The sequence below is a fragment of the Brevibacterium sp. LE-L genome (genome assembly GCF_050214925.1).
In the GTDB taxonomy this organism is placed as follows: domain Bacteria; phylum Actinomycetota; class Actinomycetes; order Actinomycetales; family Brevibacteriaceae; genus Brevibacterium.
This window is the reverse complement of the sequence record NZ_CP189759.1, coordinates 3,724,621-3,749,852: the sequence shown is the minus strand read 5'-3', so window position 1 is coordinate 3,749,852 and position 25,232 is coordinate 3,724,621. Positions and strand designations below refer to the sequence as shown.

22 protein-coding genes are annotated in these 25,232 nt (G+C 64.9%); 12 read left to right on the top strand and 10 right to left on the bottom strand.

Features of this window, described 5'->3' with window-relative positions; genetic code table 11:
- Positions 1 to 72: 72 nt before the first annotated feature.
- The gene (locus tag ACQE2J_RS17045) at positions 73 to 1,350 is read right to left on the bottom strand and encodes a PLP-dependent aminotransferase family protein (RefSeq protein WP_240690090.1); all 1,278 of its coding nucleotides are present in this window, start codon (positions 1,348 to 1,350) and stop codon (positions 73 to 75) included.
- A 320-nt stretch (positions 1,351 to 1,670) separates the two neighbouring features.
- On the opposite strand from ACQE2J_RS17045, the gene ACQE2J_RS17040 reads away from it, so the two are divergent.
- From ACQE2J_RS17040 to ACQE2J_RS17025, 4 genes are all read left to right on the top strand, one after another.
- Positions 1,671 to 2,957 carry an adenylosuccinate synthase gene (locus ACQE2J_RS17040; RefSeq protein WP_426936709.1) on the top strand — a complete coding sequence of 429 codons (1,287 nt, stop codon included), beginning with the start codon at positions 1,671 to 1,673 and terminating at the stop codon, positions 2,955 to 2,957.
- A gap of 363 nt (positions 2,958 to 3,320) precedes the next feature.
- Positions 3,321 to 4,253, top strand: a complete 933-nt coding sequence (locus ACQE2J_RS17035; RefSeq protein ID WP_167854494.1) for a Bug family tripartite tricarboxylate transporter substrate binding protein — start codon at positions 3,321 to 3,323, stop codon at positions 4,251 to 4,253.
- Positions 4,250 to 4,816, top strand: coding sequence for a tripartite tricarboxylate transporter TctB family protein (locus ACQE2J_RS17030; protein ID WP_167854493.1), 567 nt, complete (start codon positions 4,250 to 4,252; stop codon positions 4,814 to 4,816). The genes ACQE2J_RS17035 and ACQE2J_RS17030 overlap by 4 nt, the downstream gene beginning before the upstream one ends.
- A complete protein-coding gene (locus ACQE2J_RS17025; RefSeq protein WP_425119820.1) occupies positions 4,813 to 6,336 on the top strand; it encodes a tripartite tricarboxylate transporter permease in 1,524 nt (507 codons plus the stop codon). Before ACQE2J_RS17030 ends, ACQE2J_RS17025 begins: the two co-directional genes overlap by 4 nt.
- Positions 6,337 to 6,365: 29 nt before the next feature.
- Here the strand turns inward: ACQE2J_RS17025 and ACQE2J_RS17020 are convergent, their stop codons facing one another.
- The 3 genes from ACQE2J_RS17020 to ACQE2J_RS17010 form a co-directional block, all read right to left on the bottom strand.
- Positions 6,366 to 6,818, bottom strand: coding sequence for a carboxymuconolactone decarboxylase family protein (locus tag ACQE2J_RS17020; protein WP_205683399.1), 453 nt, complete (start codon positions 6,816 to 6,818; stop codon positions 6,366 to 6,368).
- A 59-nt stretch (positions 6,819 to 6,877) separates the two neighbouring features.
- Complete coding sequence (locus ACQE2J_RS17015) at positions 6,878 to 7,423, bottom strand: TIGR03086 family metal-binding protein (RefSeq protein ID WP_425119821.1); 546 nt, start codon at positions 7,421 to 7,423, stop codon at positions 6,878 to 6,880.
- A gap of 81 nt (positions 7,424 to 7,504) precedes the next feature.
- Positions 7,505 to 7,783 (bottom strand): hypothetical protein, encoded by a 279-nt coding sequence (locus tag ACQE2J_RS17010; RefSeq protein WP_426936708.1) that lies wholly within the window; start codon positions 7,781 to 7,783, stop codon positions 7,505 to 7,507.
- A 137-nt stretch (positions 7,784 to 7,920) separates the two neighbouring features.
- On the opposite strand from ACQE2J_RS17010, the gene ACQE2J_RS17005 reads away from it, so the two are divergent.
- The 3 genes from ACQE2J_RS17005 (at position 7,921) to ACQE2J_RS16995 (ending at position 11,749) form a co-directional block, all read left to right on the top strand.
- A complete protein-coding gene (locus ACQE2J_RS17005; protein ID WP_426936707.1) occupies positions 7,921 to 8,766 on the top strand; it encodes an urea carboxylase-associated family protein in 846 nt (281 codons plus the stop codon).
- A 108-nt stretch (positions 8,767 to 8,874) separates the two neighbouring features.
- Entirely contained in the window at positions 8,875 to 10,248 is a 1,374-nt protein-coding gene (locus ACQE2J_RS17000) for an MFS transporter (RefSeq protein ID WP_426936706.1), read from the top strand.
- Positions 10,241 to 11,749 (top strand): pyridoxal phosphate-dependent decarboxylase family protein, encoded by a 1,509-nt coding sequence (locus ACQE2J_RS16995; protein ID WP_426936705.1) that lies wholly within the window; start codon positions 10,241 to 10,243, stop codon positions 11,747 to 11,749. The genes ACQE2J_RS17000 and ACQE2J_RS16995 overlap by 8 nt, the downstream gene beginning before the upstream one ends.
- 36 nt (positions 11,750 to 11,785) lie before the next feature.
- Here the strand turns inward: ACQE2J_RS16995 and ACQE2J_RS16990 are convergent, their stop codons facing one another.
- Positions 11,786 to 12,535, bottom strand: coding sequence for an AraC family transcriptional regulator (locus ACQE2J_RS16990; protein ID WP_426936704.1), 750 nt, complete (start codon positions 12,533 to 12,535; stop codon positions 11,786 to 11,788).
- 86 nt (positions 12,536 to 12,621) lie between these two features.
- Between ACQE2J_RS16990 and ACQE2J_RS16985 the strand changes: the two genes are divergently transcribed.
- The 3 genes from ACQE2J_RS16985 to ACQE2J_RS16975 all read left to right on the top strand — a co-directional run bounded on the left by ACQE2J_RS16985 (position 12,622) and on the right by ACQE2J_RS16975 (position 15,348).
- Complete coding sequence (locus ACQE2J_RS16985) at positions 12,622 to 13,965, top strand: CynX/NimT family MFS transporter (RefSeq protein WP_426936703.1); 1,344 nt, start codon at positions 12,622 to 12,624, stop codon at positions 13,963 to 13,965.
- A gap of 62 nt (positions 13,966 to 14,027) precedes the next feature.
- A complete protein-coding gene (locus tag ACQE2J_RS16980; protein WP_426936702.1) occupies positions 14,028 to 14,912 on the top strand; it encodes a helix-turn-helix domain-containing protein in 885 nt (294 codons plus the stop codon).
- Between the two features lie 22 nt (positions 14,913 to 14,934).
- Positions 14,935 to 15,348 (top strand): VOC family protein, encoded by a 414-nt coding sequence (locus ACQE2J_RS16975; protein WP_426936701.1) that lies wholly within the window; start codon positions 14,935 to 14,937, stop codon positions 15,346 to 15,348.
- Here ACQE2J_RS16975 and ACQE2J_RS16970 read toward each other — a convergent pair whose 3' ends face one another.
- Positions 15,349 to 16,509 carry a GAF domain-containing protein gene (locus tag ACQE2J_RS16970; protein WP_426936700.1) on the bottom strand — a complete coding sequence of 387 codons (1,161 nt, stop codon included), beginning with the start codon at positions 16,507 to 16,509 and terminating at the stop codon, positions 15,349 to 15,351. It abuts the gene before it with no gap.
- 114 nt (positions 16,510 to 16,623) lie between these two features.
- Between ACQE2J_RS16970 and ACQE2J_RS16965 the strand changes: the two genes are divergently transcribed.
- Positions 16,624 to 18,444: a flavin-containing monooxygenase gene (locus ACQE2J_RS16965; RefSeq protein WP_135542253.1), complete on the top strand. Its 1,821-nt coding sequence runs from the start codon at positions 16,624 to 16,626 to the stop codon at positions 18,442 to 18,444.
- Between the two features lie 164 nt (positions 18,445 to 18,608).
- On the opposite strand, the gene ACQE2J_RS16960 is transcribed toward ACQE2J_RS16965, so the two are convergent.
- From ACQE2J_RS16960 to ACQE2J_RS16950, 3 genes are all read right to left on the bottom strand, one after another.
- On the bottom strand, positions 18,609 to 19,571 hold the full coding sequence (locus tag ACQE2J_RS16960; RefSeq protein WP_240690081.1) for an endonuclease domain-containing protein: 963 nt from the start codon (positions 19,569 to 19,571) through the stop codon (positions 18,609 to 18,611).
- 332 nt (positions 19,572 to 19,903) lie between these two features.
- Positions 19,904 to 21,106 carry an IS110 family transposase gene (locus ACQE2J_RS16955; RefSeq protein WP_426936256.1) on the bottom strand — a complete coding sequence of 401 codons (1,203 nt, stop codon included), beginning with the start codon at positions 21,104 to 21,106 and terminating at the stop codon, positions 19,904 to 19,906.
- Between the two features lie 309 nt (positions 21,107 to 21,415).
- Positions 21,416 to 21,937: a TetR/AcrR family transcriptional regulator gene (locus tag ACQE2J_RS16950; RefSeq protein WP_135542468.1), complete on the bottom strand. Its 522-nt coding sequence runs from the start codon at positions 21,935 to 21,937 to the stop codon at positions 21,416 to 21,418.
- A 141-nt stretch (positions 21,938 to 22,078) separates the two neighbouring features.
- Between ACQE2J_RS16950 and ACQE2J_RS16945 the strand changes: the two genes are divergently transcribed.
- Complete coding sequence (locus tag ACQE2J_RS16945; RefSeq protein WP_426936699.1) at positions 22,079 to 23,632, top strand: MFS transporter; 1,554 nt, start codon at positions 22,079 to 22,081, stop codon at positions 23,630 to 23,632.
- Between the two features lie 51 nt (positions 23,633 to 23,683).
- Here the strand turns inward: ACQE2J_RS16945 and ACQE2J_RS16940 are convergent, their stop codons facing one another.
- Entirely contained in the window at positions 23,684 to 25,231 is a 1,548-nt protein-coding gene (locus tag ACQE2J_RS16940) for a tripartite tricarboxylate transporter permease (protein WP_135542472.1), read from the bottom strand.
- Position 25,232 lies beyond the last annotated feature (1 nt).

Below are 25,232 nucleotides of genomic sequence, written 5' to 3'. Positions count from 1 at the left end.
CGGAATCGGGCACGCTCAACGTGTGATTGTGCACATGTCGGGCCGGCCGCCTCGGCGAGGGGTGGTGGGAGGTCAGCGTTCGGAACGGTACCGATCGACGGCGCGGCGGAGACGGTCGAGGCCGTCATCGATGCGGTCGGGCGTCGCCGAGGCGAAGCACAGGCGCAGCGCGTTCGAGAAGTTCCCGGCAGGGGAGAACGCGGGCCCGGGAATGTAGGCGACGCCTTCTTCGAGAGCGGTGGGCATGAGCTCTTCGGTGTTGATCGTCTCGTCGTCGAAGGTCACCCAGAGGAAGAATCCGCCGTCGGGATCGGTGGCTCGGATCTCGCCGGGGAAGAGTCGCTGAAGTCCTTCGGACATGGCGACCTTGCGCTCGCGATAGGCCTGACGCAGGACCTCGACGTGGGAGTCCGCGCCGCCTTCGGCCAGCCAGCGGGCGATGAGGTGCTGGTTGGGCACGGCCGCGCAGGAATCCATCGTCTGCTTCGCGTTGACGGCGAGTTCGCGGATCTCGGGGTCGACGTCGATCCAGCCCACGCGCAGTCCGGGGGCGACGAATTTCGAGAAGGTGCGGACGCCGAAGATGAGGGGATCGTTCGGGCTGAGGTCGCTGAGCGCCGGCAGGGATTCGCCGGAGAAGCGGAGCATGCCGTACGGGTTGTCCTCGATGATGACCGAACGGTGACGGTGGGCGAAGGCGAGCAGCTGTTCGCGGCGGGGCAGGGACATCGTCACACCGGCAGGGTTCTGGAACGTCGGGACGGTGTAGATGACCTTCGGAGCGCGCCCGGTTCGTGCGGTGTGCTCTTCGAGGGCGTCGACCTGCATGCCGTCTTCGTCGACGGGGATCTCGAGGATCTCCGCCTCGTAGCTCATGGCTGTGGCCGAACCGTTCGTGTAGGTGGGGGATTCGCAGGCGACGAGGTCGCCGGGGCTGACGAAGAGTTTGAACCCGAGGTCGAGGCCCTGCATCCCGCCCGAGGTGATGAGCAGACGGTCGCGGTTGCCCTGCTGTTCGGGTGGGATCTGTCCGCTGGAGGCGAGGTAGTCGTGAAGCGCCTCGATGAGGATCGGTTCGCCCTTCGTCTCCCCGTAGGTGAAGTTCTCCGGAGAGAAGACCTCGCCGGCGATGCGTGCGAAGTCCTTCGCCGGCAGCATGTCCGGTGCGGGTGCCCCCATCCCGAATTTGACGATGTCGTGGTCGTACGCGGCCAGCAGAGTGGTGGAGGCATCGATGACGGACCCGATGAGCTTGTCGTGTCGGCTGGCGTACGGCAGCGAGAGATTCTGCGACGAAGGCGAAGGGTTCTGCGATGAACTCGTGGCCGGGTGCATTGAGGTGGTGGACATGAGCGACCTCCTTAGAGCGGTGATGCCCTGAAGTCGACTGCTCCGGCGACGTTCAGAAGGCTCCTGCCCGAACGACGTGATACGTGGGTGACTTCAGCATAGGCCCGGGTGACGTGGCGAACAAGGACGACATCAGTTGTGTCTGCGCGGTCGGCGGCGTCACGATCGCCGAGTGAGTGAGTGGGGGAGTGTGCCAGGACGGGGCGCCAGGGGTGGAGCCGCCTCGGTGATCGGATGCTCCCGCTGGTGGTTGTGTCGGTGTGACCCAGTAGACTTAGCGCGTAATGACATCCCCTTTCACTTCGAGGTGAAGTACTCTCATGCCAGCAATCGTTGTCGTCGGCGCTCAGTGGGGCGACGAAGGTAAAGGTAAGACCACCGATATCCTCGGCACCAGCGTCGACTACGTGGTCAAGCCCAATGGTGGGAACAATGCCGGCCACACGGTTGTCGTCGGCGGCGAGAAGTACGAACTCAAGCTGCTGCCCGCAGGAATCCTCTCACCGAACGTCACCCCGGTCATCGGCAACGGCGTCGTCGTCAACCTCGAAGCACTCTTCGAAGAGATCGATGCCCTCGAATCCCGCGGTGCGGACACCTCGAAGCTGCGGGTTTCGGCCAACGCCCACCTCGTGGCTCCGTACCACCAGACGATGGACAAGGTGACCGAACGGTTCCTCGGCAAACGCGCCATCGGCACCACCGGGCGCGGCATCGGACCCGCCTACATGGACAAGATCGGGCGTCTGGGCATCCGTGTCCAGGACATCTTCGACGAGTCCATCCTGCGGCAGAAGATCGAGGGATCGCTGCGGCAGAAGAACGAACTGCTCGTCAAGGTCTACAACCGCCGGGCCGTCTCCGTCGAGGAGATCGTCGAGTACTTCGAACCCTTCATCGAACGGCTGCGCCCCTACGTCGCCGAGACCGAGCTCATGCTCAACGAGGCGCTCGACCGTGGCGAGGTCGTCGTCATGGAAGGCGGCCAGGCGACGATGCTCGACGTCGACCACGGCACCTACCCGTTCGTCACCTCGTCGAACCCGACCGCCGGCGGCTCCTGTGTGGGCACCGGCATCGGACCGACCCGGATCAACCGGGTCGTCGGCATCGTCAAGGCCTACACCACGCGTGTGGGTGCCGGTCCGTTCCCGACCGAACTCTTCGACGAGATGGGCGAATACCTGCAGAAGGCCGGCGGCGAATTCGGTGTCAACACCGGTCGTCCGCGCCGCTGCGGCTGGTACGACGCGGTCATCGCCCGCTACGCTGCACGCACCAACGGCTTCACCGACTATGTGCTCACGAAGCTCGACGTGCTCACCGGCATCGACCGGATCCCCGTCTGCGTGGGCTACGAAGTCGACGGGCAGCGTTTCGACGAGATGCCGATGTCCCAGACCGATTTCCACCACGCGAAGCCGGTCTTCGAGTACTTCAACGGCTGGAGCGAGGACATCACCGCGGCTCGGACCTTCGACGACTTGCCGGCCAATGCGCAGAAGTACGTGCTCGCGCTCGAGGAGATCTCGGGCTGCCGGATGTCGGTCATCGGCGTCGGCCCCGACCGCGAACAGTCGATCGTGCGCCACGATCTGTTGGACTGAGGGGCAACGGCCCGGTGGGGCAGGAAGCGCGTCTCGGACTGAGGGCAGGGCGCGCGTCGCTGTCTGAAAACGTGAGCACCTGAGGCACGTGACGAGTGAAGGGCGGGGTCGACAGTCATGTCGGCCCCGCCCTTCACTGAACTCCACCTTCGGCGGACATAATTTCTTCACTCTCAGGAATCTCATCTCATGTTCGCAAGATTCGTTGAGAATCGATATGGGAAAGTGCTAGCGTCTGAAACCATGTTTTCGCCGTCGCATACATGGTTGAGCGCTCTCGCTGACCGTCGTTCTCCTCTCGGCGCAGCTCGTGGGCTCGCGGCAATCGCAAGCGTTCTGCTCGTCGCTTCGACCACCGCATGCATGCCCGAAATCGACCGCGGGGAAGGGTTTCCACCGCCTCGGGTCACCGCGATCGCGGCAGGTTCCCCTGGCGGCGGCCTCGACCTGACGACTCGCATCACCAAGGACGGACTCGAAGACGCGGGTGTCGAAAGCTTCGTCACCATTGAGAACATGGGCGGAGGCGGTGGCAACCCTGCACGAGCGGCAGTTCTGCAACGGGAGAATGACGGGACGACGGTGGTGGTCGAGTCCAACCGTGTGCTCCTGTCGAACATCACCGGTACGACCGACATGTCGATCGACGACTTCACGCCGATTGCGCAGCTGACCACAGACTACGAGGTCTGGATGGTGAAGTCGGGGTCCGAATACGACTCAGCCGAGCAAGTGCTCGAACAGATCAAAGACGACCCGGGCAGCGTCGACTTCGGCATCGGCACCGTGCCCAGCGATGATCAGCTCAATGTCCTCCGACCCGCCGACGAATACGGAGTCGACGACCTCAGCGCACTGAATCTCGTGGCATTCTCCGACGGCGGTGACCTCAACAATGAACTCCTCGGCGGGCGCATCGATGTCGCCTCGACAGGAATGTCGGAGGCTGTGGAGCTGGTCGAAAGCGGGGACGTGGAGATCATCGCGGTCTCGGCCCCGGAACCCATCGAAGACGGTCCCGGCACAGGCGCGGCGACCTGGCACGACCTCGATATGGATATCACCATCAACCACTGGCGAGGAGTGTTCGGCCCGGCAGATATGCCCGAGGAGGCCGTCGCCTGGTGGCAGAAGGCGCTGAAGAAGGGCGTCGCTTCGGACGAATTCGTCAAACAGTCTGATGCACTCGGCATCAATCCCGCTTATCTGCCCGGCGACGAATGGCTGGAGACGGTGATCATGCCCGAGGAAGAAGAATCGCGAGAAGTGCTGGAGAAGGTAGGACTGAGCAAATGAGTTCCGAAGCCCAGGCTGACGGTCCGGCAGCCGTCGAAGGCCCGGAGACCGCTGCTGAGATCGAGCCGGGCAGCACAGCTGCGTCGAAGACCATCGCTGCAGTCGTCTTCTTGGGGCTGGCACTCTTCTATCTCATCAACGCTCTCCTGTTGCCGAGTGTCGAAGGCGAAGACGGAATCGGCCCCAAGACGTTCCCTGTCGTCGTCGGCATCGTGCTCGTAGGCACCACAGCGCTCGGCCTGTTCTCATTGCTGCGAGGAAAGGGCGAAACCAGACCTGTGACCGGCATCGAGCTGGTTCGAGTGCTCACGTGCATCGTTCTCTTCGCACTGTTCACAGTATCGATCTTCCTCATCGGATTCGCCGAGGCGGCTGCGGTCTTCTCTGTGCTCACGACGACGCTCGTCTTCGGAGTTCGACTCAGACCGCTCAAAGCGGTCTGGGTGCTCGTCCTCGGACTCGTCATCGGAATGATCCTCTTCCTCGTCTTCGATGTCTGGCTGAACGTGCTGCTTCCAGTCGGCTGGCTCGAGTACCTCGTGTTCGGAGGGCTGAACCTATGAATACCCTGTCAGATCTGTTGAGCGCTCTGGGAACGATCACCACGTCACCGACGCTGCTGCTCGTCATCCTCCTCGGAGTCATCCTCGGTACGGTCGCGGGTCTGCTTCCCGGTGTCGGCCCCTCCACGGCGATCGCGCTGCTGCTTCCAGTGGCGATGACCGTGCCACCCGAGCTGTCGCTGCCACTCATGGTTTCCCTCTACCTCGGTGCCGAATACGGAGGGCGCATCTCTGCGATCCTCCTGAACATCCCCGGCGATCCGGGCGCGATCATGACCACCCTCGATGGTCACCCGATGGCGTTGAAGGGAAAAGCGGCAAGTGCGCTGTCGATTTCAGCACTGGCCTCGTTCCTCGGCAGCATCCTTGCATTCCTCGGACTCGCGTTCATCGCCGGTCCCATGTCGGAGATGGGGTTGGCCTTCGGACCGGCCGTCTACTTCGCGGTAGTCGTCATGGCTCTCGTCCTCAGTGCCACTCTTGTCGGCTCAGCGCCGATGCTCGGTCTCACCGCAGTCGTCATCGGGGTGGCCATCTCCACGGTGGGAATCGAGCTGCAGTCAGGGCTTCCGCGCTTCACCTTCGGCACGTTCACACTCCTCGAAGGCATCGATCCGATTGTGGCGATCATCGGCGTGTTCGGCATCGGTGAAATCCTCGCGAGCACGAACATGGGCATGAACTCGCAAGCGGTCAAAGGTCTGTCGGGGCGGTTCCTTCCTACCAAGGCCGAACTCAGACAGGGAACGCTGCCGGGCATCCGAGGGTCGATCATCGGTTTCATCGCCGGTGTTCTCCCCGGAGCGGGAACAACCATCGCGGCGTTCTTCTCCTATGGGCTCGAAAAGCGTCTCGCCCCTGCTTCGGCAGGAATGGGAAAGGGAGCTGTCAGGGGGCTGGTCGCACCAGAGGCGGCAAACAATGCTGCGGTTTCCGGATCAATGGTTCCGCTGCTGACCCTGGGAATTCCCGGTTCAGGTACGACCGCAGTGCTGCTGGCCTATCTCATGATGTACGGGCTCAACCCGGGGCCGGGTTTCTTCGATGCCAATCCGGAACTGGGCTGGACGATTGTCGGAGCGCTCTTCATCAGTGCGATCCTCGGCGTCGTCGTCAATATCAGTGCTTCGTCTCTGCTCGCAAAGATTTTGGCCATTCCGATGCCCTTCATGGCACCGACGATCCTCATGTTGGCTCTCATCTCCTGCTACAGCATCCACAACTCCGCGACAGACGTGTACATTGCTCTGGCGTTCGGCGTTCTCGGCTATGTCATGCGTCTCGTCGGCATGTCTCCGGCGCTGCTCGTGATCGGCTTGGTCCTCGGCGAGATGCTCGAGCGGAACCTGCAGCAGGCGCTCGGCCTCTCCGGCGGCAACTTCTGGACCATGATCTCTCAGCCGTTGGTGCTGCTGTTCCTCGCCATCGCCGTCCTCGCACTGCTGACGGCCCTGCCGTGGAAGAAGATGGTGGGCACGAAGACCAGTGCCGATCATCAGCCAGCGAACGAACGACGCTGATGATTCGGTGCACTGATCTTCTCAGAACCTCAGTCCAGGTGCTGGTGGGTGGCCACTGCCAGACGGTTCCAGACATTGATGGCTGAAACGGCCATGAGCAGTTCGACCATCTCCTGTTCGGAGAACACCGCCGAGGCGGCCGCCCACGTGTCATCGGAGACGCCGTCGGAGATGCGCGTGACCTCTTCGGTCAGGCGCAACGCGGCCTGCTCGCGGTCGGAGTAGACGGAGGCGGCTTCGTGCCATCCGGCAAGGACATCGACCTTGACCTGGTCGACCTGGGCCTTGCGGGCTTCGCCGGCATGCATGTTCAAGCAGTACGCGCAGCCGTTGAGCTGTGAAGCACGCAGTTTGATGAGCGAGAGCAGACCCTCGCCGAGACTGCCGCTGTGGATGTACTTCTCCATCGCCACCAGCGGCTGGTAGGCATTCTTGTCGACAGCTTGGATGTTGAGACGCTGAGTGTCCGACATGTTCGTCATCTTCTTCTCTTTTGTGTGTTTCTTCTTTGCCTCCGCGGAGGGAACTCCTCGGAGAGGTGTCAGGCTCTGCGACCACCGAAGCACAGCAGCTGAGTCTGCGCATCGGCATCGGCCGGCGGAGTGATCTTGGCGGCGAAGAATCCTGGGGCGCGAATTGCATCGTCATACGGACGCAGCGCGTCGAGGACTGCGTGGCAGGAGGACTCGTCGAGGTTCTCATCCTGGCCGGTCGCGTGCGCAAGGTCCCAGGTGTGGAACAGTGTGTCACCGCAGAGCAGGGTGTCGGACAGCTGAGCGAACGTCATCGCGCCCAGTGGTGACTCCACCTGGGTGTCTGCGATGTCAGGGTTGATGAGAGCCTGAACGGCAGCTTCCCTCGCCTGAGCGAAACGAGCGATGAGCTCGGTGCCGGCTTCTGGTGCGAAGGACTGTCCGGCCACAGCGAGTATTGATCTGTGGGAACCGAGGACATGTTCGACGAGTTCTTCGACGGTCCAATCGGGACAGCTCGGAACGGTCTTCTGCCAATCATCGGAACCGATGCCGAGCATCCGGGCTTCGAACTCATCGGAAATGGCAGTGTATCGATCTGTGCTTCCAGACATGTTTCGACCATATACCCGCATCCGGTCCGCTGTCAGGAGAGAACAGACCCTCGTCGGTCTGCGTTCCCGGTGAAACGAAGTTCAGCTGCGAAGGTCGCGGATGGCCTCGATTCCTCCGTCGTACGCTGCGGAGATGTCAACGAGGTCGATCCGATCCGGCAGGTCTCCGGCGGCCTGATATTTGAGCATGAATACCACGGTGGCCCGTGCGGTGGCTTCGTCATTGCCCAGCACGCCGTCGGAGACGTCCTCGGCATCGGAGAGGATGAGCACGATCTCCTCCGTTCCGGTATCCGTATGGATGCTGGCCAGGAACTCTCCGGTGTCCTGCAGTTCGATGTCGATGTCCTCTTCAGCCATTCCGACCTCCTACGATGCGGCGCGAACGACGACTCTCTTCTCAGCATAGACCTCCTCGGCAAGCACTTGGGTCGAGGGTGGGAAGGTGGCATTGTGGCAGGCAGACCACCGAAATTCGCAGCAGGGGAGGGACGACCATGAACCAGAACGCACGCCTGACCGAAGCGGCCTACCAGGGTTCCGCACTCGACGTCGACGAAGACTTCTATGGACGGATCGGGAAGGATACGGACAACCGGGAGATCGTCGACGAGTTCACTGTGCCGATCCGTTCGGGCCAGGCGTGGGAGATCCCCGCCGGACATGTGTGTCGGATCTCGACCGTCGAAGGCCCGCAGGTCGGGGACCTCAACCTGTGGAACCGCCACGACCCCAGGGAGCGCTTCTGGGCAGCCAGGACCCGACAGCTGCAAGCCGCGCACGTGTCCACCTTCGACCGGCTGTGGTCGACGCTGCCGTTCCTCCGTCCCATGGCCACGATCGTCAGCGACACCCTTGCCGACTACGGCACCGACGCCGAAGGCGGCCGACTCCACGACACCTTGGGCACCCGCTGCGATCCCTATGTCTCACAGATGCTGAGCGGGGTCGACTTCGACTACCACTGCCACTCCAACCTGGTCCGGGCCGTCCTGCCCTATGGCCTCACGGAGTTCGACGTCCACGATGTGCTCAATGTCTTCCAATGCACAGGGCTGAACGACAACGACGAATACTTCATGAAGACCTGCCCGGCGACACCCGGCGACCACTTCGAGTTCTTCGCCGAACAGGATCTGCTCGCAGCGCTGTCGACCTGCCCGGGAGGAGACCTGTCCGCGCCGATGTTCGGCGAGGACAACGAGGACCCGGTGGACAACTGCCACCCGCTCAAGGTCACGGTCTACCGGCTGACGGAGGGCCTCCTCGGCGAGTGGACGGAACCGCAGTCACCGCGATATCGGGGACAGCACGGGCTGAAGCCACAGGTCTGGGGCAGCTGAGCGGACATCCGGGAATACGCGGCGGCCGCAGTCGACGGAAACCGCGGCCGTCACCCAGTCAGGCGGAGGGCGCAATCATTCGAGGACGTGGCCACGTAGCATGTGAACATGACTGGACACGGTGGTCCGGGCCTGTCGAGGAAGACAACGGTCCGATACGCGCTCGGTTCGCTGGGCACCGGCGGTTTCGCCACCCTGCCCGGTCTCGTGCTCATCTACTACCTCACCGACACCCTCGGGGTCTCCGCGCTTGCCGCGGGTGCTGTCATCACACTGGCGAAGGTGTGGGACGTCCTCATCGACCCGATCATCGGCGGGCTCAGCGACAGGGCCCTGCAGTCGAAGGGCACACGTCGCGGCCCGATGATCCTCGGCACTATCGGCCTGCCCTTCGCCTTCATCGCCACTTTCTCCGTCCCACCCGGCCTGCCGCCGGCCGCCGCAATGGTCTGGGTCTTCATCTCCTTCCTCCTCGCTGCCACCTGCTTCTCCCTGTTCCAGGTGCCCTATATCGCCCTGCCGGCCGAACTCACCCCACGCTATTCGGCTCGCACCCACCTGCTGACCTGGCGCGTCGTCGTGCTCACCGCCGCCATCCTCATCTTCGGCGGGGGAGGCCCGGAGATCCGCGGCCTCGTCGACAACCCGTACCTGGGGTACTTCGCCATGGCCGTGGCCGCCGGCGTCCTCCTCTTCATCGGCACCTGGGCGGCCACGACGATCGTGCCGGTCAGCCGACACGAGGACACACCGGCTCAGCCGGTCGGCGAACCCACGCGCACGCCGGGCATCCCGGTGCTCGAGCACTACCGCAGCGGCTGGCGCACGCTCAAGGACAGCCAACACTTCCGCGCGCTCCTGGCCACCTTCGTCATCCAAGGGCTGACCACCGGTCTCATGCTCGCCGCGGCCCAGTTCGTCGCCCGCTGGCTGCTCGGTGACGAAGGGGCGGTGACGCTGCTCTTCGTCAGTCTCATCGCCCCGGCGCTCCTCGTCGCCCCCGCGTGGAAATCCGTGGCCGGCCGCCTCGGCAAAGAACGCGCCTTCGTCATCGCCAGCGCACTCTTCCTCGCGGCCAACCTCGCCTCCATCCCGCTGATCTGGGCTCCCGGCTACTGGATCATTGCCCCGATCGTCCTCGCCGGTGCCGCCTATGCGGGCATGCAGACCCTGCCGATGGCGATGCTGCCCGATGTCATCTCCGTCGACGCTCGCACCCACGGCGATCGAGCCGGCGTCTTCGGTGGAGTCTGGACGGCAGGGGAGACCACCGGCATGGCGCTCGGGTCGACCGTGCTCACGATCGTCCTGGCCGTGACCGGCTACATCGAATCCACCGCCGAGGTCACCGTCGCCCAGCCGGCAGCGGCCCTGCTGGGCATCGCCTTGGCGTTCTCGCTCATCCCGGCACTGCTCATGGTCGCCAGCTTGGTGACCTTGGCCCGGTACCGACTGCGCAAGGACGAGGTCGACCGTGAGTGATCAGCCGCGCCGCCATGGGGAACCGGCCGGGCCGCCTCGGCGCGGGCCCCTCGATCCACGGGCCGAGGAGATCCTCGAAACGCTCAGCCGGATGCGCACCGCCGACGCCCCCACCCACGGCGGCCGCGTCCTGTCCTATGTCTACGACCCCGGTCACGAGGTCCTCGACACGTTGGCTGGGGCGGCGATGGAATCCGCCCGCCCCCTCAACGGGCTTGACCCGCTGACTTTCCCCTCGATCGCGCGGATGGAGAAGGACCTCGTCCGCTTCGCCACCGGAATCACCGGCGGGCCCCGGGGGAAGGTGTTCGGTTCGGTCACCAGCGGCGGCACCGAGTCCTGCCTGCTGGCCGTGAAAACTGCCCGCGACCTCTGGCGGCAGCAGAATCCGCACTCGGCTCGCCGGCCGCGGCTGCTCACCTCGGTGACGGTGCATGCCGCCTTCCAGAAGGCGGCGGCGCTGTTCGACCTCGATTGGGATCCCGTTCCCGTGCCCGCCGACGGCCGGGTGCGTGCCGGTGAGATCATCGACCGCCTCGATGACGATGTCGCCCTCGTCGTGCTCTCGGCACCGGCCTACCCGACCGGAGCGATCGACCCCATCGCCGAGGTGGCCGGCCGCACCCGTGAACGCGGGCTGTCGCTGCACGTCGACGCCTGCTTCGGGGGACTGGCACTGCCGTGGTGGTCGGGTACGCAGCCGTGGAACTTCGCGGTGCCCGGCGTCACGAGCATCTCCGCGGACTTCCACAAGTACGGGTACGCGCCGAAGGGCGTTTCTGTGCTGTTGCACCGCGGCCGCCGCCGGCACCGCGCACAGTTCTTCGCGACGAGCTCCTGGCCGGCCTATCCCGTGGTCAATCCCACGCTGTTGGGGTCGAAGTCGGCATCGCCGCTGGCCGCAGCCTGGGCGGTGATCAACTATCTGGGGCAGGACGGTTACGCCGAGGCGGTCGCCTCCTGCTGCCGGACCACCGAGGCGATCATCGCCGCGGTCGAGAACATCGACGGCCTGACCGTGTGGGGACGGCCGACCGGGCCGGCGCTCGCCCTCATCGCGGACCCGTCCGTGCCCGCCGGACGCCGGGTCGATCCGCACCGCATGGCCGACGAGGTGCGGACGACAGGGTTCATGCTCCAGCACCAGCCAGGCTACGCCCAGTCCGACGACACGTCTCTGCCCCGCAGCGTCCACCTCACCATCACCCCGGTCACGGAGACTGTGCTGCCCGATCTGCTGGCAGCCGTCTCCGATGCGGCCGATCGGGTGCGGGGAAAGAGACCGCACTCGGCGGCATCGATTGCGAGGATCGCACGGGCGCTCTATCCACGGGGCAATCGGCCGAGCCCGGCGATGTGCGCCCTGCTGCTCAGGCTGGCAGGCACCGGCGGTGGTGTCCCCGGCAGGCTCGGGCCGCTCATGGCGCTCATCGAAGCCCTGCCGACGGCCGTGACCGAGGCGCTGCTGACCGAGCTGCTCGCCCGCGCCAGCGAAGACTGAGCCGACGAACGCAGGGACTGAGCTCCACGGTCCGTTTCACACCAGCGACTGCTGATACTTCCCCGGACTCATCCCGACCAAGGAGGTGAACGCGAGGATGAACGAGCCGGGGTTCGCCCACCCGCATTCGGCGGCGGTGTCATAGACGCTCATCCCGTCGGCCAGTCGCAGCAGCGCACGGTGGACCCGCAGCTCGGCCCTCCACTGGCGGAAGGTCATCCCCGTCTCCTGCTGGAACAGGCGGGACAGCGTCCGCTCACTCGCGCCGACCCGGTGACCGAGTTCGGCCAGGGAGACGGGGGTCGACAGATCCTCCTCGACATGCTTCGTCACGGCCAGGAGTCGATCATCGTGCGGTTCGGGCAGGTGCAGCGGCTGTTCGCCGGTGGCCGAGAGCTCATCGATGACGACGAGGCGCAGGCGATCCGTGCTCGCCTTCTCCCGCCGTCTGGGGCCGGTGAGTGCGAGCATCGCCTCTCTGGCCAGCGGCGTCGTCGCCAACACCGCCGGATGCGGCACCAGTGATGTGGCCATCGACTCGGGCAGGAAGACGACGCGCATGTCGGTTGCCCCATGTGCGCGGTGCTGATGTTCGAACTCCGCGGGCACCCAGACGACGCGATTGGACGGAGCGATCCACGAGCCGTCCCTCGTCACCAGCGACAGCACGCCGGTCGCCGGGTAGACCAGGTGGCCGAGCGCATGGGTGTGCGCCGGGGTGCGCTCATCGTGGCCGAGCAGGTGGATGAGTTCCGGACTGAGCGATTCGTGGCTGAATTTGTTCATCTGCCGTCAGTTTAACGGTTCTCCGCCGAGGCGGTTCGCGATTGAATGGTCGAGCACTGACCGACTGCGCGACGACGAAGGACGACATGAAGAGATCCGGCCCGAATGCGAACGAGGAGCTCTCCCTCACCGAGCACGGCACCACGCTCACCGATCCACCTCAGCGGAGGATGACGAGCGGACGGGGCAGAATCTCCCTGCTCGTCCTGGGCGCCGGGCTCATCCTCATCGGTCTCAACCTGCGCATCGGCGTCGCCTCGGTCGGGCCGGTGCTCGGTGACATCCTCGGCGATCTTCACCTGAGTGCGACGGTGGGGAGTCTGCTGACGACGATCCCGGTCTTCGCCTTCGGTGCGTTCGCGTTCCTCACCCCGGGACTCACGCGCCGATTCGGCGTGCACCGGGTGCTCGGCCTCGTCATGATCATCCTTGCCGCCGGCATTGCTCTGCGTCTGCAGCCGAGCCTGCTGGCGCTGTTCTCCGGAACGGTGCTCGTGGGCGCGGCGATCGCCGTCGGCAACGTTCTGCTGCCCACGGCGATCAAGAGCGATTTCGCCCACCGGGTGGGCCTGATGATGGGCCTGTACTCGACGGCGCTGTTCCTCGGCGCCTCGGCGGCCTCGGGCCTGACCGTCCCGCTGCTGCCGATCGTCGGCGGCTCCTGGCGCTGGGCTCTGGGGATCTGGGCTGTTCCCGCGGTGCTGGCCGCGCTGCTGTGGATCCCGCAGATGCGTCGGCGCCCCGGCCGCCTCGCAGGGACAGTCGCCGGCCATGACGGTGCAGCAGACGCTGCCAGCGAAGCCGGTGAACCGCCGTTCCGCTCGATACTGACCGACCCGATCGCCTGGGCGGTCACCGGCTTCATGGGGCTGCAGTCGATGAGCTACTACGCCGCGCTGACCTGGGTGCCCTCGATCCTGCAGGACAGCGGGATGCCCGCCGACGAAGCAGGCTGGATGCTGTCCTTCTCCGCATTCCCGGCGATCATCACCTGCCTCTTCGCCCCTGCGGCAGCGCAACGGCTGCGGCCGCGCTGGCTCGGTGTTGCTGCCGCCTTCGTCCTCACTGCTGCGGGGTTTGCCGGGCTGCTGGTGGCTCCCACTGGCGGCGCCTATGTGTGGATGACGCTGCTCGGTCTGGGACAGGGTGCGACGATCAGTCTGTCGCTGTCCTATATCGTGTGGCGTTCGCCCGACGCTCATCACACCGGGCACGTGTCGACGATGGCGCAGGGCTTCGGCTACCTCTTCGCCGGCCTCGGTCCCATCGGCATCGGCTGGCTGCACACAGTGACCGGGTCCTGGACCGTCCCGCTCATCACCTTGCTGGTGCTGCTCGTGGTCCAGCTGGTCATCGGCGGTTTCGCCAGCCAGGACAGACACATTCGGGCACGTGGCGCGCATTCTCGCGAGGTCGTGCTGCGCGGGTGAATCGTCGCAGCCGGCAGGATGTGGGAGGGCCCTCGCCGAGGAGGCGGGCATACACTGGGTGCATGTCTGCGGCATCCGGCGACGACCTCACCCGCAGCCCGCATCCGCGTCTGCGGCCCTATGTCGGCGACTACGTCGGCTACGACATCTCAGGCGTCCCCGCGGGGACGCACCTGGGACTGCCCTCGGGGGCGATGACCTTCATCGTCTCGATCGGCCAGCCGCTGTGCCAATCGGATCCGGAAACCGGAGACGTCGAGGACTTCGATGTCCTGCTGGCGGGGCTTCATCTGCGGGCGACGCACATCCGGCACAACGGCACGATGGCCGGAATCCAGATCAATTTCACGCCCTTCGCTCCGCGGGTGTTCTTCGCAATGCCGGCGGTCGACTTCGCTCACCGCACCTACGACCTCGGCGAGGTCTCGGCTCCGATCGCCGCCGAGCTCCATGAGCGCGTCAACGACGCGACGAGCTGGTCCGCTCGGTTCGATGCCATCGACGAGGTGCTGCTGCGGGTCATCGATGAGGAAGCGCGGCCTCGAGCGGAGGTGCTCGAATCATGGCGGGAGATGGCAGCCAGCCGTGGACGGCTTCCGGTCTCGCTCCTCGCCGATCGCATCGGGTGGAGCAGACGGCATCTCAACGGCCAGTTCCGTGCCGAGTTCGGCATCGGGGTCAAGGAGGCAGCCCGTGTCATGCGCTTCGATCGTGCCCGGAGGATGATCGACCCTCCTGTTGCTTCGCTGGCCGAGATCGCGACGGTGTGCGGCTATGCCGACCAATCCCATCTCAACCGCGATTTCAAGATACTGACCGGAACGAGTCCTCGACAGTGGCTGAAAGAGGACCCGATGGTCAGTGGCGGCAGTTCCCATTTGTCCAAGACCTCGCCGAGGCGGTCGATCCACGATAGAGGCAGCGGGCAGCAGAGAGCTGTCCGCTGAGGATCGAACTCTAGGAGCTGACATGTCGAATGGAACCGCAGCGAACATCTGGCCGACGTTCCGCTATCGGGACGCGAAGGCCGCAATCGCCTTCCTGTGCGAGGCCTTCGGATTCGAGGTCGTGGTCGAGTACACGAACGCCGAGGATCCGCAACGGGTCGACCACGCCGAACTGGCCTGGCTCCAAGGCGGGGGAATCATGCTCGGCTCGGTCCGCGATGACGGGGGAGTGATGACGAAGACCGGTGTCGCCTCCGGCTCGGTCTACATCGCAACGGACCGTGTCGAGGAGCTTTACCATCGTGCGATCAGTGCCGGGGCCATCGAAGTCATGGGCTTGACCGAACAGGACTACGGGTCACTCGACTTCAGCGTCCAGGACCCCGAGGGCGTGCTCTGGAACTTCGGCACGTATCGGGGCGCTGGGAGGCAGTGATCACTCCACCCGCGCGCTGACTCCCTCGGCCCAGCGGTAGGGGCGGGTGGCGAGCAGTGCACCGATCGATCGTCGCAGCCTGGACACCTCGGCGCGTACCGTGACCAGCCGGTCGGAGTCACCGTAGAGCGTCCCGCTGAGTTCTGCGGCACTGATGCCGGCTGTCCCCGCCGAGGTGACCGCCTCGAGGATCTGTGCGTGGCGGGGCGTAAGCGGAACAGTCAGCGGATCCGCCCCTGAGTGGACCTCGAGCACGGCAGGGTCGGAAGAGAGCCGGAGCACCACTGCCGCCTGGCGGTCTCCGGAGGGCCGGAGCAGCCAGCCTCCGGTGATCCTCTCGGGCAGGCAGAGCCCGGCTCCCGGGATGAGGATCGTGCGGTCCGGTGAGGGCACCTCGATTCGGTCGCGGCTCCTCACCCCCTGCTGGTAGGCGACCCAGCCGGCGTCGTCGACGACCAGAGCAGGACCCTGAGAGCCCTGCAGCATCGTCGACATGCGATCACGGAGGCTCGACAGCTGTTCCTGCTGGATGATCAGCAGCCGCGCCTCGGCGAGACGAACAGCGGTGTTGACCAGGGTCTGCACCGTCGGATGCAGAGTCAGTGCAGGACCGCTGATGTCGACGATTCCCAGCAAAGTGCCGTCGGTGGGGTCATGGATCGGAACCGCGCTGCAGTACCACGGGTGCTGTGAGGATTCGAAGTGTTCGGCAGAGAACAGCTGCACGGGCGATTCCTCAGCCAAGGCCGTGCCGATGGCGTTCGTCCCGACGACCGATTCCGACCAGTGCGCACCCTCGACGAAGCCCAGACCATCGGCCTGGCGACGGGCGACGGTGGCTCCATCACGCCAGAGGATGACACCCTCGGCATCGGTGACGACGAGGATGAAAGTCGCGGCGTCCGGAGCCTGGAGGAGCACTGTCTTCATCTCGTCGATGATCAGGCGCAGCTTCGACCGCTGCCTGCGTGCCTCGACATCCGCCTCGGCGGCGACAAGCCTCCGATTGCCGCCTGCAGGATCGAGGCCCAGGCGCAGCATCCGATCCCACGAGCGCTTGACGAGCGCGCGCGGTTGCACCGGCGGCGAACCACCGGTGATCACGGCATCGTGAATGCGTGTCAGATCCCTGGCGAGGTGTGCCAGGTCGGGCTGAGGCATGTCTTGAGTATAGGGGCGGTCCTCGCGCATGGCCATGCAACTTGATGCAACTCTTCCTTCCGGGGCCGGCCGCACATAGCTTGGACTCACACAGCTCAACGAAGAGGAGTGATCATGACAACGACGATCGAACGCCGGCAGCTGACTGCAGACGACATCGCCACCGAGTGGTTGAACGAATTCGAATCGGCTCTGCGGGCCCGGGATATCCCGGCCGCGGCTGGACTGTTCGCCACGGCCAGCTACTGGAGAGACCTGGTGTCCTTCACCTGGAACCTCAAGACCGTGGAGAACCCCGAAGGGGTCACCGACCTGCTGACGCACAACCTCGAGCGCGTCTCGCCCATGAACTTCGAACTCAGCGAACCCGCCGCGGAAGCAGATGGGGTGACCGAAGCCTGGTTCACCTTCACCACCTCGGTGGGGCGGGGCAAGGGACTCGTCCGTCTCATCGACGAGGACGGCACCAAAGCGTGGACCGTCCTGACCTCACTGCAGGAAATCGCCGGACACGAAGAGCCGCGCGGCACCCGCCGCATCATGGGCGCGGAGCACGGAGTCGATCCCGAGCGGAAGAGCTGGTCGGAGAAACTCGCCGAGGAGGACGCCTCCTGGGGAAAGACCGCCGACCCGTACATCCTCGTCGTCGGCGGGGGACAGGGCGGAATCGCTCTGGGCGCTCGCCTTCGCCAGCTTGGAGTTCCCGCCCTCGTCGTCGACCGGTGGGAGCGGCCGGGCGACCAGTGGAGGTCACGGTACAAGTCGCTGTGCCTGCACGATCCTGTCTGGTACGACCACCTGCCGTACCTGAAATTCCCGGACAACTGGCCGGTGTTCGCACCGAAGGACAAGATCGCGGATTGGCTGGAGTTCTACACCAAGGTGATGGAGATCCCGTACTGGTCCTCGACGACGGCCAGCTCGGCGAGCTATGACGAAGACGCCGGTCAGTGGACGGTCGACGTCGAGCGGAACGGGGAGAAGCTCACGCTGCGCCCCACTCACCTGGTCATGGCCACCGGCATGTCGGGCAAACCGAACATCCCCACGTTCCCTGGCGCTGACGTGTTCAAGGGCGAGCAGCAGCATTCTTCGCAGCATCCCGGCCCCGATGCCTACGCGGGCAAGAAGGTCGTCGTCATCGGGAGCAACAATTCGGCCTTCGACATCTGCGGCGCACTGTATGAGAACGATGTCGACGTCACCATGGTGCAGCGTTCGAGCACGCACATCGTCAAGAGCGATTCGCTCGTGGATATCGCGATGGGGGACCTGTATTCCGAGCGCGCGTTGGCCAAAGGTGTGACGACGGAGAAGGCGGATCTCATCTTCGCCTCGCTGCCTTACCGGATCATGCACGAGTTCCAGATCCCGCTCTACGACCAGATCAAGGAACGCGACAAGGACTTCTACCAGCGGATGGAGAACGCCGGGTTCGAACTCGACTTCGGTGATGACGAATCCGGGCTCTTCCTCAAGTATCTGCGCCGCGGCTCCGGCTACTACATCGACGTGGGATCCGCCGAGCTCGTCGCCGACGGCAAGGTGAAGCTCGTCAAGGGGCAAGTCGACCACCTGACCGAGAACTCAGTGGTTCTCGATGACGGCACCGAGCTGACTGCCGACCTCGTCGTCTATGCCACCGGCTACGGCTCGATGAACGGGTGGGTGGCAGACCTCGTCGACCAGGAGACGGCCGACAAAGTCGGCAAGTGCTGGGGACTGGGCTCGAACACCGCGAAGGACCCCGGCCCGTGGGAGGGTGAAGAGCGCAATATGTGGAAGCCCACGCAGCAGGAGAACCTGTGGTTCATGGGCGGCAACCTCCACCAGTCACGGCACTACTCGCTCTACCTGGCCCTGCAGCTCAAGGCCCGTCACGAAGGGATCGACACCCCGGTCTATGGTCTGCAGGAGGTGCACCACCTGAGCTGAGGTGCAGTCGACGGCCGCGGGAACTTCAGGTAGTTCCGGACGATCTGTGCTGAAGTTGGCGCACAATTTCAGCACAGATCGTCCGGAACTTGATTTCGGCTCCCGTCGCGAGGGGTTCGGCTCCGGCGGCGAGGGCAAGGCGAACCGACGAGAACCCCGATGCCTCACCCCGATCGGCCACCGCCTGGACGAGAGCGGGACGCGAGCCCGAGGTGGTGCCGGATCTGAGTCTCAAGCTGTCGGTAGTCGACGTTGCTTGTCACGTGGAGGACGGTCCATCCCTCGGCCCGTAGCGCTTCATCGCGTTTGAGGTCGTTTTCCCTCTGTCGTTTCGACTGGAAGTGGTGACCGCCTTCGTACTCCAGAGCGAGTAAGGCTTCGGGGTACCCGAGATCCGGTTCGACGATGCGCCCGAGACTGCGGCTGGGGACTTTCGGATGGACGACTGGTTCGGGAAGGCCGACCGCAACGGCCCACAGACGCAGATCCGTCTCCGGTGGAGAGTCGACAGTCGGACGAGCGAGATCGACCGCCTCGATGAGGTGCTGTCGTTGGCGGACGAAGGGGCGTCCGCGAACAGAGACGCGAAGCTCATCGAGGCGGATCTGCGGCGGTCCGTGCCAATTGCCGGCGGCAGCGTCGATGACTTTCACTAGATCGCGTTGGAGCAAGTCGCCGGCGATACCGATGATGACGTCCTCAGGTGCGAGGATCGGCAGCCCGAACCACCGCTTGACCGACATCGACGTCATCCGACGCAGAGTGATCTCGGAGAGTCTGATTCGTGAGTTCGGGTTCGTGAGCGAGACGTGGAGGTGCGAATCCAGCCAGTTGGACGGAAGCGGCCATCCATAGAGCCTCGCGGCCAATGCGTGACTGGCAGCGATGGCGGGGTAGAGGAGGAGAGCAGCGCGGAGTCTCTGTGCATCGAAGCGCCATGCGGCGTCGGCCCAGACCGGTGCCGCGCACCGGTCGAACTTCTCGAGGTCCATCCTCACGCCCGGGAGCACCTCCTCGTAGCGCTTCGAATGGTAGAGACTGTGCCGGGTGATTCCCCGTTCTGCATGGTCCCGTGTACGGAACACCTGCGGAAAGTCATGCATCTGCCAGCGGACGTCATCGGACATAGACGACAGCATCGTCGACCGGGCGAGGAAACAGAATAGGAAGAATCTGGCCTGTGGATGAAGAATCACCGTCCACAGGCAACGCTGCGCGAGTCAGGAGGGAGCCGTCAGCCGAGTTCCGGACGATCTGTGCGGGAATTTCGGGCAGAATTCCGCACAGATCGTCCGGAACTCTTTGCTCGCATCGCAAAAGAGCCTGGGGGGGGGTGCCCCTATGGTTTTCGTCAAGGGGTGACCAAGATTTCTTCGAATAGTCTTGCCGGCTGATGCTGGGCAGGACTGATTGGTCCGGGACGCAGTCTCGGACTGGACGTGGGTGCTTCGGAACCTGTCTACGCGGCAGTGGCCTCCATCGGTACGTGGAAATAGGAACCGTCACGCAGCATCGCGAACAATACGTTGCAGCGTCGACGAGCCAACGCGATCAGAGCCTGGTTATGCTTCTTGCCCTGGGCACGTTTCCGGTCGTAGTACGTCCTCGACAACGGGTCTTTCAACGCTGCGAATGCCGAGAGGAATAGCGCCCGTTTGAGGACTTTGTTGCCACGGCGGGACGAATGATCACCACGGATCGACGTCCCCGATCGCCACGTCACCGGTGCCAAACCGGCGTAAGAGGCCAAGTGCCCGGCAGTGGCGAAGTCCTTGCCCACGACCTCGGTCAGGATCCTCGCCGCTGTCCTGACGCCGACTGCCGGCATCGATGTCAGGAGCTCGAAAAGAGGATGCGATTCCACCAACTCCTCGATCCGTGCAAAGACCTCGTCCCGCGACGACCTCGTCTGAGCCAAAGCTGTGGCCAGTTGCGGGAGAACGATCCCTGCCGCATCGGTGCCCGCGACCACCACAGTCTGCTCGTCCAAGGCGGCGAAGATCGCTGTCGCCCAGCGTTTCCACGCTCGTGGAGCGTGTTTGGCCAGCAGCGTCTCGACCCGGTGCTTGCCGGCCCGACGTAGAGCCTTCGGTGTCGGGTACTTCACCAGCAGCGCCGTCATTGCAGGATGGTCCAGGTGGGCACCGATGACGGCTTCTAGTCCGGGGTGTATCTGGGTGAGTAGGCCCCGGATCCTGTTCGACGTGGCCGTGGCTTGTTTGGCGAGGTCATCGTCGTAGCCACACAGCATCGACAGTTCCGCGACGTTTTCATCGCTGACCCGAATCCCGCGCAGGGTATGTGGCATGGTGCGGGCGGCTTCAGCGATGATCGCGGCATCCCGGGCATCGGTCTTTGCCTCTCCTGGGTGCAGGTCCGCGATGCGGCGCATCGCCAACCCGGGGAGGTAGGCCACGGTGACGCCGGCTGCTTGTGCGACGGCGACGGGTAGGGCTCCGATCGTGGCGGGCTGATCGACGACGAGCAGGAGTGTCCCGTGGGTGCGGAGCTTGTCGATGAGTGCTCGGAGTTTTGCTTCGTTCTGGGGCAGGGCCTTCGACAGTAGTTGGGTGCCGTCCCTGGCCAGCGCCACGGCGTGGTGGTCGTGTTTGCCGACATCGATGCCGATGAATACGTCAATGGTGTCGTGGTTGGTGATCATGTCACTCATCTTCTTCGACTGGTGTGACTGCGGTTGTGAGTGGTTCGGCTGGCCGGTGGTGCTGGGTGGCTCCGGGGTTCGGCATCCACGTTACGGTCGGGCTCGAGGCATGTGTTCTGCCAGTGGTTCTGGCCCCTATCAGCGATTTCCCTGGTGCCTTCGAACCTCGGTGACAACACCCCCCGGATCATGACGACTGGGGGCATGAATCATGCCGAGGTCCTCAGGCCAGCGACCCCTTCTATCCTGACGGATGTTGAGGCTACTTAAAAGGTAACGGGGGCGACAGCCTGGGGCCGGGATCCCAGATCAGAGTCCGAGGCGCGTGAGGACCCGTTTGACGTGGTCAAGCGCCTCGTCCTGTGAGAGACCGAAGTTCTGATTGAAGTACATGCCGTCGCCGATGAGTTGGATCGTCATCGCCAGGTCCGCATCGCCGAGGTGGTTGTTGAGCGCGTCGAACCACGCTTCCCGGGTTCTGCGCAGAGCCGCCTTCGCGCCCTCGTTTTCCAAGGCCAGGCACCCGGCCGCGATGAGGCTGCGGTCGAGGGGAGTGCCGACCTCTGCCGAGGTCTCGAGGTAGTAGTAATGGAGGCGCTCGCCGGCGGCCTTCATGTCTTCGACGTCCTCGGCGACGAGGCGGTCGAGTCTCTCGAGACTGCCTTTGATGAGCTCGGCCTTCGACCCGAAATGATAGAGCAGCCCGCCCTTGGAGACTTCGGCCTTCGCGGCCACCGCGTCGAGAGTCGCGCCCGAAGTGCCGAATTCGTCGAGCAGGGTCTCGAAGGCGTCGAGCAGCCTCTCCTTCGTTGCGGTCGGATTGCGTGCCATGACTATGAGCCTAGTCGATGGCGCGGTCGGGTGAATCGGTGCACCGGTTCGGCGAATACAGCCTGTGCACTTCCCGAGCATCTCGCTCCTAGCGCCGCCAACACTTCCCAACTGTACCGTCCAGACGGTACAGTTGGGTGAATGACGACGACGCTGATTCCACAGCTGCGCGCCGGCCGGCGCGAATGGGCCGGCCTGGCTGTGCTCATGATCCCCGTGCTGCTCATCTCCATCGACAACACGGTGCTCGGATTCGCCATCCCGGCCATCAGCGTCGGCCTGCATCCGACGGGAGTCCAACTGCTGTGGATCGTCGACATCTACGCCCTCATGCTCGCCGGACTGCTCGTGGCGATGGGCAGCCTCGGCGATCGGCTCGGTCGGCGTCGACTGCTCATCATCGGCGCGGCCGGCTTCGGGGCGGCGTCTCTGCTCGCGGCGTTCTCCATCTCGGCGGAGATGCTCATCCTCGCTCGTGCGCTGCTCGGAGTCTTCGGGGCCACCCTCATGCCCTCGACGCTTTCGCTCATCCGCAACATCTTCGCCCACGAGCGTGACCGGCGGGTGGCCATCGCCACCTGGGCGGCGATGTTCTCCGGTGGCGCGGCACTCGGCCCGATCCTCGGCGGAATCCTCATTGAACACTTCCACTGGGGTTCGATCTTCTTCATCAACATTCCGCTCATCGCCGTCTTCATCCCGGCGGCTCTGTTGCTGCTGCCCGAATCGCGGGACCCGAATCCGGGCCGCATCGACCCGGCCTCGATCCTCCTGTCGATGCTCGCGCTGGCTCCCTTGGTCTTCGCCCTCAAACACGCGATGACCGCAGGCGCTGACATCCTCTTCTGGCTCACCCTCTCGGTGGCCATCGTCGCGGGAGCAAGTTTCGCACTGCGCCAGCTCGCACTGCCGACTCCGATGCTCGATGTTCGACTGTTCGCGAACTCGGTCTTCACCTCCGCGGTGGCCTCGAATCTGCTGAGCGTCATGGGCCTGGCCGGATTCCTCTACTTCGGCACCCAGCTGCTCCAGCTCGTCCTCGGCCTCACCCCGGTCGAAGCCGCGCTCGTCCTCATCCCCGGGCTCGTGACCTCGATCGTCTCCGGCTACCTCGTCGTGCCGATCGTCACCCGCCTCGCCCCGCGCGTAGTCGTTCCCGCCGCACTGCTGCTCAACGCCGTGGGCATGGGCATCGTCGCGTTCACCGGCGAGCACACCGTGACCGGAATGCTGGTCGCGTTCCTCATCCTCGGCATCGGGCTCGGCGCGGCCGAGGTGGTCACCAACGACCTCATCCTCGCCGCGGTCCCGGCGAACAAGGCCGGGGCCGCCTCGGCGATATCGGAGACCGCCTACGAACTCGGTTCAGTCATGGGCACGACCGTCCTCGGCGGGCTCTCGACCTTCGTCTTCGGGTCGGCCTTGGCTTCGGAGATCGGTGCGAAAGCGGGCCAACCGCAATTCGACACCTTGGGTTCGGCTCTCGAATACACCGCCGAAACGGGAGGCGCGACCGCCCACCGCATCGCCGAGGCGGCCCTGTCCTCGTTCGAGACAGGAGTGCAGTGGGCCGCCGGTGCGGCCGTCGTCCTCGTCCTCATCGCCGCGGTGCTCACGAGCTTCGGACTGCGAGGTGCCGGACGGCTCCTGCCTGGAGCCGACGCCGAGGCAAACGACGAGGCGACCGCCCCGTAATGGGTCGGCCGCCTGGTCGCTGCGGGGAATGCGGCGAAGCCGCGGAGACGATCAGCGCACCGCATCCTTCGCGGAGGAGAGCATCTCCTGCGTCGTCTGCTTCTGGCGCCTGCGGGCAAGCACACGGCCGATGCCGGTGTAGAGCAGGGCGGCGATGAGCACGAGGTAGATGACGATCGTGATCGGTGAGGACACGAGCGTCGATGCCTCACCGCCGGAGGCCAGCAGCGCATCGCGCAGGTTCGACTCGGCCAGGGGACCGAGGACCATGCCGATCATCAGCGGTGCCAACGGCACTCCGTAGCGTTTGAGCACGAAGCTGATGATGCCGATGCCCAGGAGGACGAGCAGCTCGAACGTCGACGCCGAGGTCGCGTAGATGCCCAGACCGCAGAACACCGCGATGCCGCCGTAGAGGTAGGGATCCGGGATCTTCAGCAGCTTCGCCCACAGCGGAGCGAAGGGCAGGTTGATGATGAGGAGGACGATCATCGCCACGAAGAAGCTCGCGAGCAGACCCCACACGAGTTCGGGGGAGCGGTCGAAGAGCAGCGGACCGGGCTGGATGCCGTACTGACGGAATGCGGCGAGCATGATCGCCGCGGTCGCGGAGATCGGCAGCCCCAACGCGAGCAGCGCACCCATGGCGATGCCCGTCGTCGCCGAACCGGCCGCCTCGGGGCCGGCGAGACCGCGGATCGCTCCCTTGCCGAACTGCGGGTCGGCCCGCCGGGCATCGAGCTTGCGCTCGAGCCCGTACGCCATGAACGTCGGCACATCGGCACCGCCGACGGGGATGACGCCGAAGGGCAGACCGATCGCCGTGCCGCGCAGCCATGCCGGCAGTGCCTCACCGAACTCCTTGCGGGAGAGGAAGGGCCGACCCGAGGAGTTGACCGTGTTGTCCTTGGCCTGACGTCGGATGCGCGAGGCGATGAAGAACACCTCGCCGAGGGCGAGCACACCCACGGTCACCGTGACCAGGGAGACGCCGTCGAAGAGCTCGGGCACTCCGAAGGTGAAGCGTTCCGTGCCCGAGACCGAGTCGATGCCGATGACGGTGAAGCCGATGCCCAGCACGAGCGCAGTGAGCCCCTTGAGCACCGAATCGGCGACCACCGAGGAGGTGGCGACGAAGGCGAAGAGTGCGAGGGCGAAGAACTCGGCGGGACCGAAGCTCGTCGACAGATCCGCCAATGCCGGGGCGACGAAGACGACGAGGAAGCAGGAGATGAACCCGCCGATGAACGCACCGATCGCGGCGGTGGCCAGAGCCTGTGGGGCCCGCCCGGCCTTGGCCATCTTGTGGCCTTCGAAGGTCGAGGCGATCGCCGAAGCCTGCCCCGGAGTGTTCATGAGGATGGCCATCGTGGAGTCGCCGAAGAGCCCACCGAAGTAGACGCCGGCGAACATGATGAAGGCGCCGGTGGGATCGAGTGCGAAGGTCATCGGCAGCAGCAGCGCCACCGCCATCGACGATCCGAGGCCCGGCAGCACGCCGACGGCGGTGCCGAGGAAGCAGCCGACGAGGACCCACAGCAGGTTCATCGGAGTCAGAGCATGTGTGAAGCCCTCGAAGAGGGACATGAGAGCGTCCATA

What these genes read in the sequence shown, in the direction of transcription:
- ACQE2J_RS17045 (WP_240690090.1), bottom strand. Translation starts at nt 1,350, where the DNA reads ATGTCCACCACCTCAATGCACCCGGCCACGAGTTCATCGCAGAACCCT.
- ACQE2J_RS17040 (WP_426936709.1), top strand. Translation starts at nt 1,671, where the DNA reads ATGCCAGCAATCGTTGTCGTCGGCGCTCAGTGGGGCGACGAAGGTAAA.
- ACQE2J_RS17035 (WP_167854494.1), top strand. Translation starts at nt 3,321, where the DNA reads ATGCCCGAAATCGACCGCGGGGAAGGGTTTCCACCGCCTCGGGTCACC.
- ACQE2J_RS17030 (WP_167854493.1), top strand. Translation starts at nt 4,250, where the DNA reads ATGAGTTCCGAAGCCCAGGCTGACGGTCCGGCAGCCGTCGAAGGCCCG.
- ACQE2J_RS17025 (WP_425119820.1), top strand. Translation starts at nt 4,813, where the DNA reads ATGAATACCCTGTCAGATCTGTTGAGCGCTCTGGGAACGATCACCACG.
- ACQE2J_RS17020 (WP_205683399.1), bottom strand. Translation starts at nt 6,818, where the DNA reads ATGACGAACATGTCGGACACTCAGCGTCTCAACATCCAAGCTGTCGAC.
- ACQE2J_RS17015 (WP_425119821.1), bottom strand. Translation starts at nt 7,423, where the DNA reads ATGTCTGGAAGCACAGATCGATACACTGCCATTTCCGATGAGTTCGAA.
- ACQE2J_RS17010 (WP_426936708.1), bottom strand. Translation starts at nt 7,783, where the DNA reads ATGGCTGAAGAGGACATCGACATCGAACTGCAGGACACCGGAGAGTTC.
- ACQE2J_RS17005 (WP_426936707.1), top strand. Translation starts at nt 7,921, where the DNA reads ATGAACCAGAACGCACGCCTGACCGAAGCGGCCTACCAGGGTTCCGCA.
- ACQE2J_RS17000 (WP_426936706.1), top strand. Translation starts at nt 8,875, where the DNA reads ATGACTGGACACGGTGGTCCGGGCCTGTCGAGGAAGACAACGGTCCGA.
- ACQE2J_RS16990 (WP_426936704.1), bottom strand. Translation starts at nt 12,535, where the DNA reads ATGAACAAATTCAGCCACGAATCGCTCAGTCCGGAACTCATCCACCTG.
- ACQE2J_RS16985 (WP_426936703.1), top strand. Translation starts at nt 12,622, where the DNA reads ATGAAGAGATCCGGCCCGAATGCGAACGAGGAGCTCTCCCTCACCGAG.
- ACQE2J_RS16980 (WP_426936702.1), top strand. Translation starts at nt 14,028, where the DNA reads ATGTCTGCGGCATCCGGCGACGACCTCACCCGCAGCCCGCATCCGCGT.
- ACQE2J_RS16975 (WP_426936701.1), top strand. Translation starts at nt 14,935, where the DNA reads ATGTCGAATGGAACCGCAGCGAACATCTGGCCGACGTTCCGCTATCGG.
- ACQE2J_RS16970 (WP_426936700.1), bottom strand. Translation starts at nt 16,509, where the DNA reads ATGCCTCAGCCCGACCTGGCACACCTCGCCAGGGATCTGACACGCATT.
- ACQE2J_RS16965 (WP_135542253.1), top strand. Translation starts at nt 16,624, where the DNA reads ATGACAACGACGATCGAACGCCGGCAGCTGACTGCAGACGACATCGCC.
- ACQE2J_RS16960 (WP_240690081.1), bottom strand. Translation starts at nt 19,571, where the DNA reads ATGTCCGATGACGTCCGCTGGCAGATGCATGACTTTCCGCAGGTGTTC.
- ACQE2J_RS16955 (WP_426936256.1), bottom strand. Translation starts at nt 21,106, where the DNA reads ATGATCACCAACCACGACACCATTGACGTATTCATCGGCATCGATGTC.
- ACQE2J_RS16950 (WP_135542468.1), bottom strand. Translation starts at nt 21,937, where the DNA reads ATGGCACGCAATCCGACCGCAACGAAGGAGAGGCTGCTCGACGCCTTC.
- ACQE2J_RS16945 (WP_426936699.1), top strand. Translation starts at nt 22,079, where the DNA reads ATGACGACGACGCTGATTCCACAGCTGCGCGCCGGCCGGCGCGAATGG.
- ACQE2J_RS16940 (WP_135542472.1), bottom strand. Translation starts at nt 25,231, where the DNA reads ATGGACGCTCTCATGTCCCTCTTCGAGGGCTTCACACATGCTCTGACT.